The organism is Sphingomonas sanguinis (assembly GCF_001476905.1).
GTDB lineage: Bacteria > Pseudomonadota > Alphaproteobacteria > Sphingomonadales > Sphingomonadaceae > Sphingomonas > Sphingomonas sanguinis_B.
This window is the reverse complement of the sequence record NZ_LDTE01000011.1, coordinates 1-16054: the sequence shown is the minus strand read 5'-3', so window position 1 is coordinate 16054 and position 16054 is coordinate 1. Positions and strand designations below refer to the sequence as shown.

The 16054-nt window shown below is 64.4% G+C and carries 15 protein-coding genes, 1 pseudogene and 1 riboswitch; of the genes and pseudogenes, 8 read left to right on the top strand and 8 right to left on the bottom strand.

The genetic code is table 11. The features are described 5' to 3' along the window. Nucleotides 1–144 precede the first annotated feature (144 nt). Nucleotides 145–450, bottom strand: a complete 306-nt coding sequence (locus tag SB4_RS19425) for a hypothetical protein (protein ID WP_153006040.1) — start codon at nucleotides 448–450, stop codon at nucleotides 145–147. Between the two features lie 14 nt (nucleotides 451–464). Here SB4_RS19425 and SB4_RS03300 point away from each other — a divergent pair, with 14 nt between their 5' ends. From SB4_RS03300 to SB4_RS03275, 6 genes are all read left to right on the top strand, one after another. Continuing rightward, nucleotides 465–1289, top strand: coding sequence for a chromate resistance protein ChrB domain-containing protein (locus SB4_RS03300; protein WP_058751402.1), 825 nt, complete (start codon nucleotides 465–467; stop codon nucleotides 1287–1289). Further along, nucleotides 1286–2683: a chromate efflux transporter gene (gene chrA / locus SB4_RS03295; protein ID WP_058751401.1), complete on the top strand. Its 1398-nt coding sequence runs from the start codon at nucleotides 1286–1288 to the stop codon at nucleotides 2681–2683. Before SB4_RS03300 ends, chrA begins: the two co-directional genes overlap by 4 nt. Nucleotides 2684–3037: 354 nt before the next feature. Continuing rightward, a complete protein-coding gene (locus tag SB4_RS03290; RefSeq protein ID WP_058751400.1) occupies nucleotides 3038–3367 on the top strand; it encodes an ArsR/SmtB family transcription factor in 330 nt (109 codons plus the stop codon). 10 nt (nucleotides 3368–3377) lie between these two features. Continuing rightward, nucleotides 3378–3806: an arsenate reductase (glutaredoxin) gene (gene arsC / locus SB4_RS03285; protein ID WP_082669927.1), complete on the top strand. Its 429-nt coding sequence runs from the start codon at nucleotides 3378–3380 to the stop codon at nucleotides 3804–3806. After that, the gene (gene arsB / locus SB4_RS03280) at nucleotides 3803–4870 is read left to right on the top strand and encodes an ACR3 family arsenite efflux transporter (protein WP_058751405.1); all 1068 of its coding nucleotides are present in this window, start codon (nucleotides 3803–3805) and stop codon (nucleotides 4868–4870) included. Before arsC ends, arsB begins: the two co-directional genes overlap by 4 nt. 643 nt (nucleotides 4871–5513) lie before the next feature. Next, entirely contained in the window at nucleotides 5514–7334 is a 1821-nt protein-coding gene (locus tag SB4_RS03275) for a sensor domain-containing diguanylate cyclase (protein WP_082669926.1), read from the top strand. A 183-nt stretch (nucleotides 7335–7517) separates the two neighbouring features. Here SB4_RS03275 and SB4_RS03270 read toward each other — a convergent pair whose 3' ends face one another. From SB4_RS03270 to SB4_RS03250, 5 genes are all read right to left on the bottom strand, one after another. Next, entirely contained in the window at nucleotides 7518–8090 is a 573-nt protein-coding gene (locus SB4_RS03270) for a manganese efflux pump MntP (protein WP_058733515.1), read from the bottom strand. 6 nt (nucleotides 8091–8096) lie between these two features. Beyond that, nucleotides 8097–8270, bottom strand: a riboswitch (yybP-ykoY riboswitch). 425 nt (nucleotides 8271–8695) lie between these two features. Beyond that, nucleotides 8696–9094 carry a VOC family protein gene (locus SB4_RS03265; RefSeq protein WP_058715695.1) on the bottom strand — a complete coding sequence of 133 codons (399 nt, stop codon included), beginning with the start codon at nucleotides 9092–9094 and terminating at the stop codon, nucleotides 8696–8698. Nucleotides 9095–9426: 332 nt separating this feature from the next. Then, complete coding sequence (locus tag SB4_RS03260) at nucleotides 9427–10578, bottom strand: L-dopachrome tautomerase-related protein (RefSeq protein ID WP_058733314.1); 1152 nt, start codon at nucleotides 10576–10578, stop codon at nucleotides 9427–9429. Then, complete coding sequence (locus tag SB4_RS03255; RefSeq protein WP_058733315.1) at nucleotides 10575–11681, bottom strand: NADH:flavin oxidoreductase/NADH oxidase; 1107 nt, start codon at nucleotides 11679–11681, stop codon at nucleotides 10575–10577. The genes SB4_RS03260 and SB4_RS03255 overlap by 4 nt, the downstream gene beginning before the upstream one ends. 73 nt (nucleotides 11682–11754) lie before the next feature. Further along, entirely contained in the window at nucleotides 11755–12450 is a 696-nt protein-coding gene (locus SB4_RS03250; RefSeq protein WP_058733316.1) for a type 1 glutamine amidotransferase domain-containing protein, read from the bottom strand. A 203-nt stretch (nucleotides 12451–12653) separates the two neighbouring features. Here SB4_RS03250 and SB4_RS03245 point away from each other — a divergent pair, with 203 nt between their 5' ends. Continuing rightward, nucleotides 12654–13532 (top strand): LysR family transcriptional regulator, encoded by an 879-nt coding sequence (locus SB4_RS03245; RefSeq protein WP_058733317.1) that lies wholly within the window; start codon nucleotides 12654–12656, stop codon nucleotides 13530–13532. A gap of 34 nt (nucleotides 13533–13566) precedes the next feature. Here SB4_RS03245 and SB4_RS19910 read toward each other — a convergent pair whose 3' ends face one another. Beyond that, nucleotides 13567–14199, bottom strand: a complete 633-nt coding sequence (locus SB4_RS19910) for an MFS transporter (protein ID WP_193753724.1) — start codon at nucleotides 14197–14199, stop codon at nucleotides 13567–13569. Here SB4_RS19910 and SB4_RS18770 point away from each other — a divergent pair. After that, nucleotides 14090–15100: a serine hydrolase domain-containing protein gene (locus SB4_RS18770; RefSeq protein WP_082669928.1), complete on the top strand. Its 1011-nt coding sequence runs from the start codon at nucleotides 14090–14092 to the stop codon at nucleotides 15098–15100. The genes SB4_RS19910 and SB4_RS18770 overlap by 110 nt on opposite strands. A 198-nt stretch (nucleotides 15101–15298) precedes the next feature. On the opposite strand, the pseudogene SB4_RS03230 reads toward SB4_RS18770, so the two are convergent. Then, nucleotides 15299–15774, bottom strand: a pseudogene (locus SB4_RS03230) (IS5 family transposase); the annotation flags it as partial. Nucleotides 15775–16054 lie beyond the last annotated feature (280 nt).

Genomic DNA, 16054 nt, shown 5'->3' with positions numbered 1-16054 from the left:
ATTGGGTTTGGACCCTAGTACCGTTCGCTACTTGGGCGTCGATGTGGAGGACGCTTTAGAGTTGGCCGAACGAACGGAAGTCTGACCGGACCCATAATCGGTCGTTGAAGGGCCCCTGCCCGCTTCCCGACTTCGGACATTCATTCATGTGGATTTTTGCAAAAGCGCTGGATTCAATGTGCTGCGGGAATAGCGCGGAAAGGGTAAAAAGCAGACGGGCCAAGTTTGGCGCTGAGTGCAAGCATATCCATCATCGGCTGACCCAGTCGACATTCTCAAAAATGACCGAATAACGGGACTGACAAAGGCCTCTCGAAACTCGTCGCCGACGATAACCGGCGGGCAGGCACCGTCGGTTGACAACATCACATTCTCATGGCTGATTACGTGCATGGGGATTGCGATCTCCCCACGAGGCGTCAGCCAGAGCATCGCGTCCAGCACGATCACGCAAGGGACGCATCATGCCTGCTCCAAACGCCATCACACCGGATAAGCTCGCCCGCCTCGTCGCATCGGTCGGCGCGCCCCATATCATCGACCTGCGCGATACGCCGGAAAGGGCTGTTCCGGGATCGCTGTTCCCTGACCACTCCGATCCGATCCGATGGGGTTATGGTGCCGGATCGGCCGCCGTCATCGTCGACGCGGATGGCAGTGGTGCGGCTGCTTCCGCAGCGGCGATCCTGCGCAGCGAAGGGGTGGCCGCCGAAGTGCTGGAAGGCGGGTTCGCCGCATGGACCGCAAACGCATTGCCAACCGTTTCGCTCGGCCACCTGCCGCTTCGGCACGAGGATGGTCGAACATGGTGGGTTACGCGCGCGCGGCCCAAGGTCGATCGAATCGCCTGTCCCTGGCTGATCCGGCGCTTCGTCGATCCGAAGGCTCGCTTCCTGTTCGTCGCGCCCGGCGAGGTGCTGACCGTCGCGACCCAGCAGCGAGCCGAACCGTTCGATGTCGCGGACGAAGGCGTGTTCTGGAGCCATCGCGGCGAGCGCTGCACCTTCGACGTGATGGTCGAGGCCTTCGGGCTGGACACGCACAAACCGCTGGTTCGGTTGGCCGCCATCGTGCGGGGTGCCGATACTGATCGGCTAGACCTCGTGCCCGAGGCTGCCGGGCTGCTCGCCATCTCGCTTGGTCTGTCGCGCATCCACAGTGATGATCACGCCCAGCTAGAAGCCGGCATGGCGGTATACGACGCGCTCTATCGTTGGTGCCGTGACGCGAAGGGAGAGAAGCACAACTGGTCCTCGCATCAGCCGGCGCGCGGCAAGGTGCCGGCATGACCGCGGTGACGGCGGAAGCCGCAATCCCGGCACGCCCGGAGCCGGTCACGCTCGGCCAGGCCTTCTGGGTCTGGCTGCGCATCGCGATGCTCTCATTCGGCGGTCCGGCCGGACAGATCGCGGTGATGCACCGCATCCTCGTCGACGAGAAACGCTGGATCGGTGAACAGCGGTTCTTGCACGCCCTCAACTACTGCATGCTACTGCCCGGGCCGGAGGCGCAGCAACTCGCCACTTATATCGGCTGGCTGATGCACCGCACGAAGGGCGGCATCGTCGCCGGCGTGCTGTTCGTTATTCCCGGCGCAGTCGCGATCATGGCGCTGAGCTGGGTCTATGTCCTCTATGGTCGTGTCGGCATCGTCTCGGCGCTGTTTTTCGGCCTCAAGTGCGCCGTGCTGGCTATCGTCCTTCAGGCGGTGGTCCGGATCGGCGGACGCGCGCTCAAGTCCACCCCGGCAAGGGTACTCGCCGCATCGGCTTTCGTACTGATATTCTTCGTCGGCGCGCCGTTCCCGCTGATCGTGCTGGGTGCCGGCCTTATCGGATGGTGGTCCACCCGGCTGGGTAGCGCGGCCTTCAGGAGTGCGGGCCACGGCGTGTCCAATGGTGCGGTCGTGGCCGATGCCGACACGCTACTCGGCGAGGAACTGCCGGCCCATGCGCGGCCGACCTGGGCGGAGACGATCCGAACCGCGCTGATCTGGCTGGCGCTCTGGTTACTGCCGGTCGCGGCGCTGCTGATCGCGCTCGGTCCCGATGATGTCTTCAGTCGAATCGCAACCTTTTTCTCGACGATGGCGATGGTAACGTTCGGGGGTGCCTATGCCGTCCTGGCCTATGTCGCGCAGCAGGCGGTCGAGAATCATGGCTGGCTTGGGCTGAAGGAGATGCTGGACGGCCTCGGCATGGCGGAGACGACGCCTGGGCCGCTTATCATAGTCCTGCAATTCGTCGGCTTCCTCGGCGCCTATCGCGATCCAGGCGGGCTGTCGCCGCTGGTGGCCGGTACGCTCGGCGGCCTCCTGGCGACCTGGGTGACGTTCGTGCCGTGCTTCCTGTGGATCTTCCTCGGCGCGCCCTTTATCGAGCGGCTTCGTGGCAACGCGGCGGTCGCCGGCGCGCTCTCTGCCATCACCGCAGCGGTCGTGGGCGTCGTCCTCAACCTTGCGCTGTGGTTCGCACTGCACACGCTGTTCCGCGAAACCATGATGATCGCGGCCGGGCCGTTCCGCTTCGACGCCCCGGTGCTGACCAGCATCGATCCGGCCGCTCTCGTCCTGTCGCTGGGGGCCGCTTATGCGACCTTCATGACGCGGGCCGGGGTCATCACAACCTTGCTAGCGACATCGGCTGCGGGTCTCGCGCTTTATGGCGTTGGGGCAATCCGATGAAGCCTGGAGAACCATCGATCGGCGGATTCCGCCTTCCCGAGCGGGCCTGCCGTCGCGCAAAGCCGCGTCAATCCGCCGCCCGCGTTTACACCCCGGCCTCTACCGTTCGATGCGGGGGCGTTGATCGCGCCGAACGAATGGCTGCTTTCGGAAAGCCAGATTGCCCGCCGCAACGTATGGGTTCGGGCGGATGCGGCCGCCCCGCCCTCCTGTCACGACAGACCCGCCTTCGGACATTTATTCGCCAAACGTCTTGATCGGTAGGCGGACGCTCGCTCAGACAGCGGCTTTGATCACGCATCGGTATATCCCGATACGAATTGACATGTGCCATTCATCGGCCAAACCCGATGAATGGACACTGTCGATGCTCTGGACGTTCTCGCCGCCCTCTCTCACCCGACGCGGCTCGATGCGTTCCGTTTGCTCGTCCGGCACTCGCCCGATGGGCTGCCTACCGGCGCGCTGGTCGATGCGAGCGGGCTGACGCAGAGCACGTTCTCTACGCATCTGGCGGTGCTGGCGAAGGCGGGCTTGGTGTCAGCCGAGAAGCGCGGACGCCAACAGGTCCAGCGTGCCCGGCTCGATACTCTGAGGCAGTTGATGACCTTTCTGGCCAAGAATTGCTGCCAGGGTCGTCCCGAGCTGTGCGAACCGCTGATCGCTGAGCTTGCCTGCTGCTGAAGGAGCCGAAATGCCGATCGACGTCGTCATCTACTACAATTCCGCATGCGGGACGTCGCGCAACGTGCTCGCACTGATCCGCAATGCCGGTATCGAGCCGCACGTCATCGAATATCTCAAGACGCCGCCGTCGCGCGCGCTACTCGTCCAACTCATCGAGCGTGCCGGTCTGACGCCGCGACAGCTGCTGCGCGAGAAGGGCACGCCATTCGCCGATCTCGGCCTGGGTGACGAGAATTTGACCGACGACGCGCTCGTCGATGCGATGATGGAGCATCCCGTTCTGATCAACCGCCCGCTGGTCGTGACGCCCAACGGCGTGCGTCTGTGCCGTCCGTCCGAGGCGGTACTCGACATCCTGCCCGCGCCGCAGCGCGGCGTCTTCGCCAAGGAAGACGGCGAGCAGGTCGTCGACGCCGACGGCCAGCGAGTGCGCTGATGGCAACGATCGCAGCCGAGGTGCAGCGTCCCGGCATCGGCACGTTCGAGCGCTATCTGTCGGTGTGGGTGGCGCTCTGCATCGTTGCCGGCATCGAGCTCGGCCATCTGCTCCCCGGCGCGTTCGCCACGATCGCCGCGGCCGAGGTGGCGCAGGTCAATCTCGTCGTCGCCGGGCTGATCTGGCTGATGATCGTGCCAATGCTGCTCAAGATCGACTTCGGCTCGCTCGGCTCGGTCCGACAGCATTGGAAGGGCGTCGGCGTCACGCTGTTCGTCAACTGGGCGGTGAAGCCCTTCTCAATGGCGGCGCTCGGCACGGTCTTCCTCGGCTGGCTGTTCGCCCCGCTGCTGCCCGCGGGTGAGATCCCGTCCTATATCGCGGGGCTGATCCTGCTGGCCGCGGCACCGTGCACCGCCATGGTCTTCGTCTGGTCGAACCTGTGCGACGGCGAGCCGACCTATACACTCAGTCAGGTGGCGCTGAACGACGTCCTGATGGTCTTCCTCTTCGCGCCGCTCGTCGGGCTGCTGCTCGGCGTCGCATCGGTGACGGTGCCGTGGGACACGCTGCTGCTGTCGGTCGCGCTCTACATCGTCGTGCCGGTGATCGTCGCGCAGATCGTCCGCCGGGCGCTGCTCGCCTCTGGCGGCCAGAGCGCACTCGACCGGGTGCTGGCCGCGCTCGGCTTGGGGTCGCTCGTCGCGCTGCTTGCGACGCTGGTCCTGTTGTTCGGCTTCCAGGGTGAGCAGATCATCCGCCGACCGGTCGTGATCGCGCTGATCGCGGTGCCGATCCTTATTCAGGTCTACCTCAACGCCGGGATCGCCTATTGGCTGTCGAAGCGGCTGGGGGTCGCCTGGTGCGTGGCGGCACCGGCCGCGCTGATCGGCGCATCGAACTTCTTTGAGCTTGCCGTCGCCGCCGCAATCTCGCTGTTCGGCCTGAAGAGCGGAGCCGCGCTTGCGACAGTCGTCGGCGTGCTCGTCGAGGTGCCCGTCATGCTGTCGGTAGTTGCAATCGTGAAGCGCACGCGCGAATGGTATGAGGGCGCGTCCTCATGAACCGGACCACCTTCTCTGTGCTGGACCGCGGCAGCTATTTTAAAGGCCCCTGCCAGCTTGCTTACTCTGGACATTCATTAATGTCGGTCCCCGCCGTAACATAGGTGATGCGAGCGCCGCGAATGGGTAAAGCGAGCCGTCCACTCTAGAGCAAGAGTGGGATACCCCAAGGCAGGGGATAGCAGACGTTGCCAACAGAAGCCGTCCCACGCATCATGAGCTATGACGATCTGGATGCAGGTGAATGGACAGGACGCGAGAATACGCTTGTCCTTTCCGGATTATGAGAATGGCACGCGACTAAACGAGCTAGCCCGGCAAATCGCGGGGTCGCTCGGCACGAAAGTGCGCCACCGGCACGTTCGAGGTAGTCTGATCGCGACATCGCACCGATAGGACGCGGTCGCAACGGGGCGGAAGTGACCACTGCCCCACCGCCACGACGACCCAAGAGCGGACATCCGCGCCCGGCTGCCCCTCTCTCGAAACCGGACATTTATTAAGTCGGTATAGTTTGAGGTTGGCCGTTCCAAGCTGGGCAGCTTCGGGTGCCCGGGTGCCGCGATCAGCCTGTCTTTCACATAACGACTGGGTCCGGGGTAGCGGTAACGAAGCGCTAAGTAACTCGCATTAGTCCGGCGAAATGTTCGCTTCGCTTTCCTCCCGAGTGGCTGCGCTCGGCGTCACCGTGGTTATCGCCGTCGCCGCCCTCGCCGGGCTCTTGGTGGATGCAGCACGCCAGACGCGGGACAGCTTTCTATGGGTAGAGCATTCCGCAATCGTGCTCGAAATTACTTCGGAGGCCGTGGCGGACCTGCGCGATGCGGAATCCGGCCAGCGCGGGTTCGTGCTTACCCACAACGCGGTCTATGCTTCATCGTTTGCCTCTGCCGTCGCAGATGCTGAAACGAAGATTCGGCGGGTCATAGCGCTGACCCGTGACAACGCTGTGCAGAACGCTCGCGCCCGAGAAATCGCCGATCTCATGGCACAACGTATCGTCCGTCTTCGGCAGCCGCTTGACCTCGGGCGGCGTGGGGATTTCGGCGGCGCCCTGGCGATCATTTCCAGTGGCCGCGGACGCGAATTGATGGATCATATTTCCGTACGCACACGCGCCTTCCTTGATCAGGAACGTATTCTGCAGGCCACCCGCCAGGCCGCTGCGGAGCAACGCCTGACGATCGGCAAATGGTCGGCAGTGATCGGCGCCACCTTTGTCGTTCTGCTCATGCTAGGCGGTATGTCACTGCTTGTCCGTGCCATCCGCAGGCCGCTGGATACCATGCTGAAGGCGATGACCGACCTTGGCGACGGCGAACACACGCGCATCGAGACGGCGATGGGGTCGAGTGAATTCACGAGACTGGCGCGTGGCTACAACACGATGGCCGATCGATTGGCCATGGCCGTTGCAAATCAAGCCGGCAGTGAGCAGCGACTGCAGATAGCCAATTCGTCCCTAGAACAGACCGCGGCCACGCTTCGCGAACGCGGCGACGTCATTGAGCTGTTAGGGGGCATGGCGCACCGAATGCAGGCGGCTCGCACCGACGACGAGCTGGCCCAGATCATCCGCGTCTTCGTGCCCCGGGTCTTGCCCGCAATTCCGGGCGCCCTTTATGCCCATAACAATTCTCGGAACCTGCTCGTCCCCGTCGCCGATTGGGGCGACTTCGAAACCGCAGTGGACAGCTTCGCGCCCGATCAATGCTGGGCCCTACGCCGCGGACAGGCGCATTGGGTCGCCCATCCGGGCCACGATATTGTCTGCGCACATGTGCACCATGCGGAGACGTACCATTGCGAACCGCTGCTCGCCGGTGGCGAGGTGATCGGCGTCCTCCACCTGCGTGGCCAGATCGGCGCGGAAAGCCGCTTCCGACTGACGGTGCTTGCCGAGAATATCGCGTCCGCGCTCGTCAATCACCGCCTGCAGCGAAGCTTGCGCGAGCAGACGATCCGCGACCCTCTGACCGGGCTCTTCAACCGGCGTTACATGGAGGAGGCAATGACACTCGAGATCGCACGGGCTGCACGTTCAGGCGCCCCACTCAGCCTGGTTATGTGCGACGTCGATCACTTCAAACGCTTCAACGACGACCACGGACACGAGGCTGGCGATGCCGTGTTGCAGGCGGTGGCGGCAGAGATGAAGAGCCGCTTCCGCGACGGCGACGTGGTATGCCGCTTTGGCGGCGAAGAATTCACCGTCATCGCGCCCGGCACGTCGCCGGAGGCACTGCTGACGAGAGTCGAAGCGGTGCGCCAGGCCATTGCGGAGCTCAATGTTCATCAGAACGGCCGCACTTTAGGTGCCACCAGCATGTCGTTCGGCATCGCAAGTTGGCATGAGGCGATGGCGCGGGACGGCTCCTCCCTCATCCAGGCGGCGGACGCGGCGTTGTACCAGGCGAAGCGCGAAGGCCGAAATCGAGCCACCATATCTAAAATGGCGGCTTAAGACGTTGGCCGATGCGACCCAATTGCAGTCATTCAACGCCCCCTACCCGCTCCCCAACTTCCGACATCCATTAATGTCGACCTTTCAGACAGTAGAGCCCAGTTCAGCTATAGGGGAGCCGCAGACGGATGGCGTAGCAAGCCCCGGATTGAGCGCTACTGCCAGAGCTCAGCTTACTATCGTTTAAGATGACAGGTGCTGAGCCAGGATCAGTCCGCCGATGACGATCAGGACAAAGCCGCCGAGGATGCCAGCGTAGCGGCCCAGGTAGGGCCCAATATGCTTGCCCAGCATGACGCCGGTGGTCGCCATCAACGTGGTCGTTCCGCCAATGACCATGCAGGCAGCCCAAATGTTGACGTCCATAAGGGCCAGGGTTACGCCGACAGCCGCCGCGTCGACGCTCGTTGCGATTGCCGTTGCAGCAAGCCGCAGCATGCTAGGCTTAGTCTCGCTGTCAATTTGGCCTGCATCGCCTTCGCTCGTCCAGGCTTCCCGGATCGTATAGGCACCAACGCCAAACAGAAGCGTGAACGCGACCCAATGGTCGTAATCGGCAATCCAATCATTCAGCGCAAAGCCAAGCAGCCAGCCTAGCGCGGGCGTCAGAGCTTCGAAAAAGCCGAACACGATGCCGACTTTAATCGCGTCGCGAAGGCGGGCTCGTCCATCAGTCGCCCCCTTACCCAAAGCCGCGGCGAAGGCATCGACAGACAGGCTTGCGCCCAAAGCACCAAGCGTCAGAATTCCGGGCATTACGTCAATACTCAGGGCCAGCAAACCAAACGATGCATGCACCCGTGGCCACAAAGCGGAGTGCTGCATCATTGGTCTCGCCGGGCAGGACTAACCTGCTGCTACCGCCACGAGCCGATGGCTCAAGGATGTTGACGGCAACCCCGCTACTGCGGGTAGCTACTCCCCAAGGATACAGGCCCAATATCTGGTGATGCCGATTGCCACCAGACGATAAATGCGATCAGTTATGTCTGATTGATCGAGGACAGCACGTCCCCTTCGCCTTATTGGGGGGATCGCCAGATTGACGGGCGTTGCAGGACGTATCGATCGTCGCAGACCTCGCAAAAAAGGCCTTCAAGGAAATCGCGCTGCTCACGCAGATGTCTTAGGGTCGACTTGGGCGGAAGCAGCCAGCCTGCGCCACCGCAACGACGACCCAAGAACGGTCGTTCGAGCACCTTTGTACGCGATCCGAAACCGGCCTTTCATTCATCGTCACCAGGCCTGTTGAGCGGCACCGGTTTCTGGCTTGAGTGGCCGCTGTGTGCAGGGAAGCGGACATTCGCGCGATCGCATAATCTGGGTCCGCAAGGGTTAGAAGCGGACCCATGTCGGACGGATCAGGCGGGAAAATGAATTCCGCATAGTTTGTTGCCGTCAGGGTCGCGAAAATAGGCAAGTTCGACTGTCCCCAGCGATGCCGTATTGCGCGGGCCAGGCGGGGCTTCGATCGAGGTGCCACCGTTGGCGACCGCGGTATCATGAAGCTGCTTCACTTGTTCGGGCGAGTTGCACGAAAAGGCAACGGTGCTCCCGTTCGCGACGCTCGCTGGTTCGTCGTTGATCGGCTGGCTGACAATGAAGTTAGTTCCGCCGCCGTTATTGTAGATCAGACGTATATGGCCGCTGTCGGCTACGTTCCTCGTCCCTTCCCCTGCACCCAAGGTGCCGAGCACCGTATCGTAGAAGCGCTTGGAACGCTCAATGTCGTTCGATCCGACCATGGTGTGGAAAAGCATGCATTCTCTCCTTGAGGCTGATCGACTTCCGATCGCCACTAGCCTTCTCACCTAACCTGCCCATAGGCCACGGTCACCCCCGGGTCGTCGGGATGTCCGCAATTGGGCACGAGCAGACGAGTCTCTCCTCGCCGGTAGGGCTCCCATCTGGCCGTTCAGCGGCGATGCCCTCGGTCCATAGACCAGCCGCTCGTTCCATGCTGAGGGCGGCCGTTTCGGATTTATTGTCGGACCCTGCTACGGTGCCGACACGCATCTTGATGGCAACCCGACGAGCCAGGCTGGTTTCTCCGTCAACACCGGCCCCCGCGACCATCCCGGCAGTGGCCTTATCAACGCCGCGTCAGAAGCACCGGGCCACTACCGACCCTGATGCGGAGCAGTTCATACGGTTTCCGGCGCAGGTCGCGGCCGCCATGAAAGCCGGGCTGGCGGTGAAGCTGGTTCGCGGTAAAGTAGAGATAGCCATCGGGGCCGATCGACAGGGTATCGGGCCAGCTGATGCGCGGATCGCTGACCAGGGTCGACCAATGGCCGCGATCGAGCACTCGGATCGCATTATGTTCGTAATCACCGGCGAAGACGCGCCCCCGATCATCCTCGGCGATGCCATCCGACGCGCCTTTGCGCCCCATGCTGCGAACCGCACGCCCAAGTTGCTCTTCCGACACCGACGGATCGCGCAGCATGGCCGTGGGCACGGCATGGAGCGTGCGGCCCGAGAGCGGCCCATAGTAGAGCAGGCTACCGTCGGCGCTGAGCGCGATCGCGTCGCTGGCGATGGCGACCGGCGTCGCAGGCCCGTTGGCTGGGCGGTTCATCAGCACCTCGCCGTCGACGACCGGCGTGAAGCCCGGCTCCGGGTTGGTCGTCGCGTGGCCGGACAGGCGGCGGATCGCCCGTCCGCTGGCGATGTCGACGACGATAATGCCACCGACGCCCGCGTTGCTGCTGTCGGTGATGTAAGCGGTGCCCTGCTCCCCCTGCCGCAGGTCGAAGCGCACGTCGTTGAGATAGGTCGTCGGCAGCACGACGCTTGGGGGAAGGACGATCGTCTTGACCACCCGGTTGGTCGCGAGGTCGATCCCTACCAGCTTTGCGCCCCCGGCCTGGGGCGGCGCGAATTTCGGTGCCGCCGTGTCCAGCACCCACAGGCGGTTCGCGCCGTCGGCGACAACGCTTTGCACCGAGATGAAGTGACCCGCCGGGTTGGCGGGATCAGGGCGATTGGTCGCGGCGTCGGGATAGGGCACCGCCTTGCCATCGACCAGCTCGGCGACCGTGAACGGGGCCTCGTCGCCCCATTGCGGGAAGTTGACGAAGATACGGCCGTTGGGCGCGACGGTCACGCCGGTCGGCATCGCGCCGTCGAAGGCGGCGACCCGCTCGATCCGGGGCGCCGGAGCCGTGTCGCGGGCCGTCGCCCCGACCGTGATCGAGGCGACGGCAGCGGCGGCGAGGAGCAATGTGGCGGATCGTGTCATTGCATCATCTCCTTCAGGATACGGCCCGCCTCACGCGGCTCAGACCGGAGATATTGCGGCGGTGCCTTGACCGAAGCGCCGAGCGCGGCGGCGGCGTGCCAGGGCCAGCGCGGATCCCACAAGGCGGTGCGCGCGATGGCGATGGCGTCCGCATGCCCGTCCTGCAGAATCTGCTCGGCCTGCTGCGGATCGGTAATCAGGCCGACCGCAATGACGGGCATCGTGACCGCGTCCTTGACCGTCCGCGCCAGTGGCACCTGATAGCCGGGACCGACCGGAATCTGCTGGCGCGGATCGAGGCCGCCGCTCGAAACATGGATGGCGGCGCAGCCGCGCTGTTCCAGCGCTTCGGCAAATTGCGCGGTATCCTCCGCCGTCCAGCCGCCCTCGACCCAATCGGTCCCCGACACGCGGACGGTGACGGGTCGGTCGGCGGGAAACGCCGCGCGCACCGCGTCGAAGATTTCGAGCGGGAACCGCATCCGGTTGGCGAGGCTGCCGCCATAGGCGTCCTCGCGGTGATTGGAGAGCGGCGAGAGGAATTCGTGCAGCAGATAGCCATGCGCAGCATGGATCTGGATCGCGTCGAGCCCAAGTCGCGCCGCCCGTCGGGCGGCATCGGTGAAGGCATCGCGAATCCGGGCCAGGCCCGCCTCGTCCAGAGCGACGGGCGCATGATCGGTCGCGGCATAGGGCACCGCGCTCGGCGCAACCGTCTGCCAGCCATTCTCCGCATCCGGCGCGATCTGCGCGCCCCCGTGCCACGGCTTGGCACAGCTCGCCTTCCGTCCGGCATGCGCTAGCTGGACGACCAGCGGCACGTCCGACCAGCGGCGCACACTGTCGATCACGCGCCGCATCGCCTCTTCGGTACGGTCGTCGTACAGACCGACATCGCCGTAGGTGATCCGCCCGTCCGGGCTGACCGCAGTGGCTTCGATCGTCAGGGCGCCGGCCCCCGCCATGGCGAGCTGGCCCAGATGAATCTGGTGCCAGTCGGTCATCGCGCCGTCTTCGGCGGAATATTGGCACATCGGCGCGATGACGATGCGGTTGGCGAGACTGAGCCCGCCGACCGTCAGCGGTTCGAACAGTCGGGCCATTACGCGTCTCCCGTGGAGGTCAGCGACGCCGCAGGATCGGCGGCGCGCAGCATGGTCTGGAGATTCCGCACGATCACGCCGCCTGGTCCTTGAGGGCGTCCATCACGAGCTCCGCCGTACGGGTCGCGCTCGCCGGGTTCTGGCCCGTCACCAGATTGCCGTCACGCAGGGCGAAGGGGGCGAAGTCCGGGCCTGCCTCATGCTGGCCGCCGAGTTCCTTGAGGCGGGTTTCGAGCAGGAAGGGCACCGCCTGATCCAGTCCGACCGCGCGTTCCTCGCTGTCGGTGAAGCCCGCGACGCGCCGGCCGGCGACGAAGGGCGTGCCGTCCGCCTTCTTGGCCGAGACCAGCCCCGCCGGGCCATGGCAGACGGCGGCGACGATCTTGCCCACGCGGTCGAACCGCTCCACCAGCTGCGCCAGTTCCGCACTGCCGGGATAATCGAACATGGTGCCGTGGCCGCCGGGCAGGAACAGCGCGTCATAGCCGCTGGGGTCGATGCCGGTGAACACCGGCGTATCGGCAACCTCGGCCTTCAGCGCCTCGTCCTTCAGATAGCGTTCGACCGAGGCATCGTTCTCGCCATCCGCATTGACGCTGCGCTGGTCGACCGGCACCGCGCCGCCCTTGATCGAGGCGAGCGTCACGTCGGCACCGGCATCGCGGAAGACGTAATAGGGGATGGTCAGCTCTTCCAGCCAGACGCCGGTCGGTTCGGTTCCCGGGGTCATGCGATCGGCGGACGTGGTCACCATGAGGATACGGGTCATCGTCAAAACTCCTGCTGCGTGGACGTCGCGAACGCTGGGTGCCCGCTGCCGCACCTGCGACAACGAGGCCATAGGGCTGTGCGATCCGGCAGCGGCAAGCGGGCGTTCGTTTCCGTCCTTGTGCCCAGTCAGATAGGCCTTCGCCGGCATCAGCAAATCCAAGCGGAATGGCGATCGGCCATAAGACAGGCTATGGAAACCCAATGTCCCTGTTGCAGTTGCGCACCTTTGTCGAAGTCTATCGCCGCCGGTCGCTGAGCGAGGCGGCCCGCGCGATCGGCATCACCCAGCCCGCCGCGTCCCAGCATATCGCATCTCTCGAGGCGCAGCTCGGCCACCCCCTGTTCGATCGCCATTCGCGCGGCGTGCGCGCCACGGCAATCGCCGACGACCTGGCTGCGGCAATCGGCGACAGCCTCGATACGGCAGAAACGGCGCTCGCCACGGCGCGGGCGCGATCCTCGCGGATGTCCGGGACGGTGCATATCGCCGCGCCGTCGGACTTGCTGGGCGAGATGATCGCCCCCCGGCTGGGGCCGCTGCTGGACGCGGGCCTCGACCTGCGCCTCCACATTGGCGGGCGGGACGCGCTGTACAGCCTGTTGCTGGAGGACAAGGTGCATCTGGCCGTGACGGCATCGCAGCCGGACGATCCCCGGCTTGCCTTCCACGAACTGGGCGAGGAGGATTTGCGCGCCGTCGCGTCGCCCGCGGTGGCCGAGCGGATGGCGGGCCTGCCGCTGGCCGATGCGCTGACACGCATACCGCATCTGGCGTACGACCTCGACCGGCCGCTGTTGCGGGCCTGGCTTGAGGCCAACCGGATCGCGCTGGCCGGTCAGCCCGCCCTCACCGCCCCCGACCTTCGCGTGCTGCGATCTGGGTTGTGTGCGGGGCTAGGGTGGACGGTCCTGCCCGGTTACCTGACCCACGCCGAGCGTGCCGCCTGCACGCTTGTCGAGATACCTGCGCCGATCAGCGTGCCGCGCAACACCTTCTACCTCGTCTGGGCGCGATCGTCGCTTCGCCACCCCCGTGTTGCACTTGCTCGCGATGCATTGACTGCTGCGCTTCGAATTTGACTCTCCTACCCTGGCGAGGACGGCGGGCGGCGCCCTATGCCGGAACCACTCTTTCGCGACTACGCGTGGCGATCAATGCGATACCGATCGCAGCGAGCGGGAAGGCCGCCTCGGCCCAAGTGATCGCGCCTATGCCGAACGCCGATAGGGCGATGCTGCCTACCGACGCGCTGATCGCACTGCCGAGATTGAAGACGGCGATGTTGACGCTCGAAGTGAGGGTTTCACAGCGACACCGCCGCTGCTGCGAAATGGACGTTTGTTCATCAATCCCAAATTCGCGCGCTGTCGCAGCTTGAGAGTTGAGGACGCCACACGCCGGATGAGCGGACTCGCCCTTCGGCTCGGCACGAGGATCAATTGCCAAATGGCGCGACGAACCGTATTGTAGGCACAAGACACCAAGCAATCGGTTTTGCCATGACGTCCTCGCGAATGCCCGAATGAACCCGACACGGCGAACGATTCTGATCGGCACCGCAGTTGCTGCCGGCTGTGCCTCCGTGCCGGCGCCGGCCAGGAGCCGAAAGCGTACGGCGATGCAGGTCCAGTCATGGATGGCGCTTGCTTCAGTTCCGGGCGCAAGCTGGGCCGTGCTCGACGGCGAAGCGGAGCCGATCAGCTCTGCGGTAGGATACGCCAAAGTTGGGAAGGTGACCGCAACCACGGAGACGCTGTTCGAAGCCGCTTCCCTGTCAAAGCCGGTCCTGGCAGCTGCCATCCACGACCTTGTCCGCGACGGCAGCATTGATCTCGATGAGCCTGTGGCCAAGCACATCGATTTCACGACGGATGTCGCGACTCGGACCACGACGCCTCGTCACCTGCTGTCGCATTCCAGTGGTCTGCCGAATTGGCGGACCGAGGCCGGCAGCGATCTGGTGAGCAGGTTCAAGCCCGGCTCCAACTTTCGCTATTCGGGAGAGGGCTACACCCTGCTCGCTCGCCTCGTCGAGATAGTCACGGGGCAGACCGCGGCGGAGGTCGTCCGTTCCCGGGTTCTGACGCCAGCCGGAATGAGCCGGAGCGGCTATGGCTGGTTGGCCGGCCAATCGCCTCCGGTGGCGTGGGCGCACGATGCCGGCGGCGAGTTGATGGCGGACAAAGGACCCGCGCAGTTCCAGAGGAGCCGGGACGCCGGCCCTCGCCGGTCCGTCGAGACATGGACTCAGGATGATCGCGTTTCGGCAGCCAAGGCGCTCGGCAAGCCGGCCCTGCCCATCTTCATGGCTCCGAACATGGCGGCGGGACTGTGGACGACTGCGAGCGATTATGGCCGCTTCGCCCGCTTTGCGCGCCGCTACCCGGCCATGAATACCCCGACCGTCACGATCGCAGGCAGTCTGGCCTGGGGTTTGGGGTGGGGACTGGAACAGTCGGGGCCGGACCGCTTTGCTTGGCACTGGGGCGCTAACGACGGCGTCGCGAACCTGTTCGTCCTCGACCTGCTCAGCAATAACGGACTGGTCGTGCTGACGAACGGGGCCGGGGGGCAGCGGGTCTACGAACGAGCCGCCCGCGTCCGGTTCGGACGCGAGTTTGACGCCTTGACCTGGTTGCAACCGTGACGTCGACCAACACGTGGTTGGAAACGACCATTCAGACCCACCTCAGGCCATTCGGCGCGCCATGCCCACTCCCCGGCTTCTGCCGTTCGTTCATATCGCAAACGGTCGCTGACCTGCGATCACTTCCGCTAAAGTAATGTCCGGCATTGGGAGGAAATCGCACGTCAACAGCCAACGATTAGGGTCAGGACTCGTTGATCACAGCCAGAAGATGATTGTCGCAGCGAGGGCGACGGCGGAGAAGAAGGCCGTGGGGCAGCGATCGTAGCGGGTGGCGACGCGGCGCCAATCCTTGAGGCGGCCGAACATGATCTCGATGCGGCTGCGGCGCCGATAGCGGCGCTTGTCATACCTGACGGGCTCGTTGCGTGATCGCCGACCCGGGATGCATGGCTGAATGCCCTTTGCTTGGAGAGCGTCCCTGAACCAGTCGGCGTCATAGCCGCGATCGCCAAGTAGCCACTGCGCCTTGGGCATGTCGTCGAGCAGCGCTGCCGCTCCGGTGTAGTCGCTGACTTGGCCAGCGGTCATGAAGAAGCTCAAAGGCCGGCCGTTCGCGTCGGCGACGGCGTGGAGCTTGGTGTTCATGCCGCCTTTGGTGCGCCCAATCAGGCGACCAAGATCCCCTTTTTAACCCGCAGACTCGAGGCCGTGCGGTGCGCCTTCAGGTAGGTCGTGACGTGATGGGTTGGACGGCCCCTGCACCAGCGTAGCTGTGCAATGATGTGGTCGTTGAGCCTGTGTGGACGACCCCTGCGGTGCAAGAGCTTTCGTGCGGCGATGAGCACCGGTCGGATGCATCCATGTGTTCGGCCTGTTCGTGCAGCACCGCATGGCTGCTGGCCCTGATGAAGTCCGCGGATCGGATCCCTAATCACGTCATCGCGCTCGAAGCGCTCTGCTCCCCTGGGTTTGTTCGATCCCCGGTCTGACCGGTTTGTCATCACCACTCGG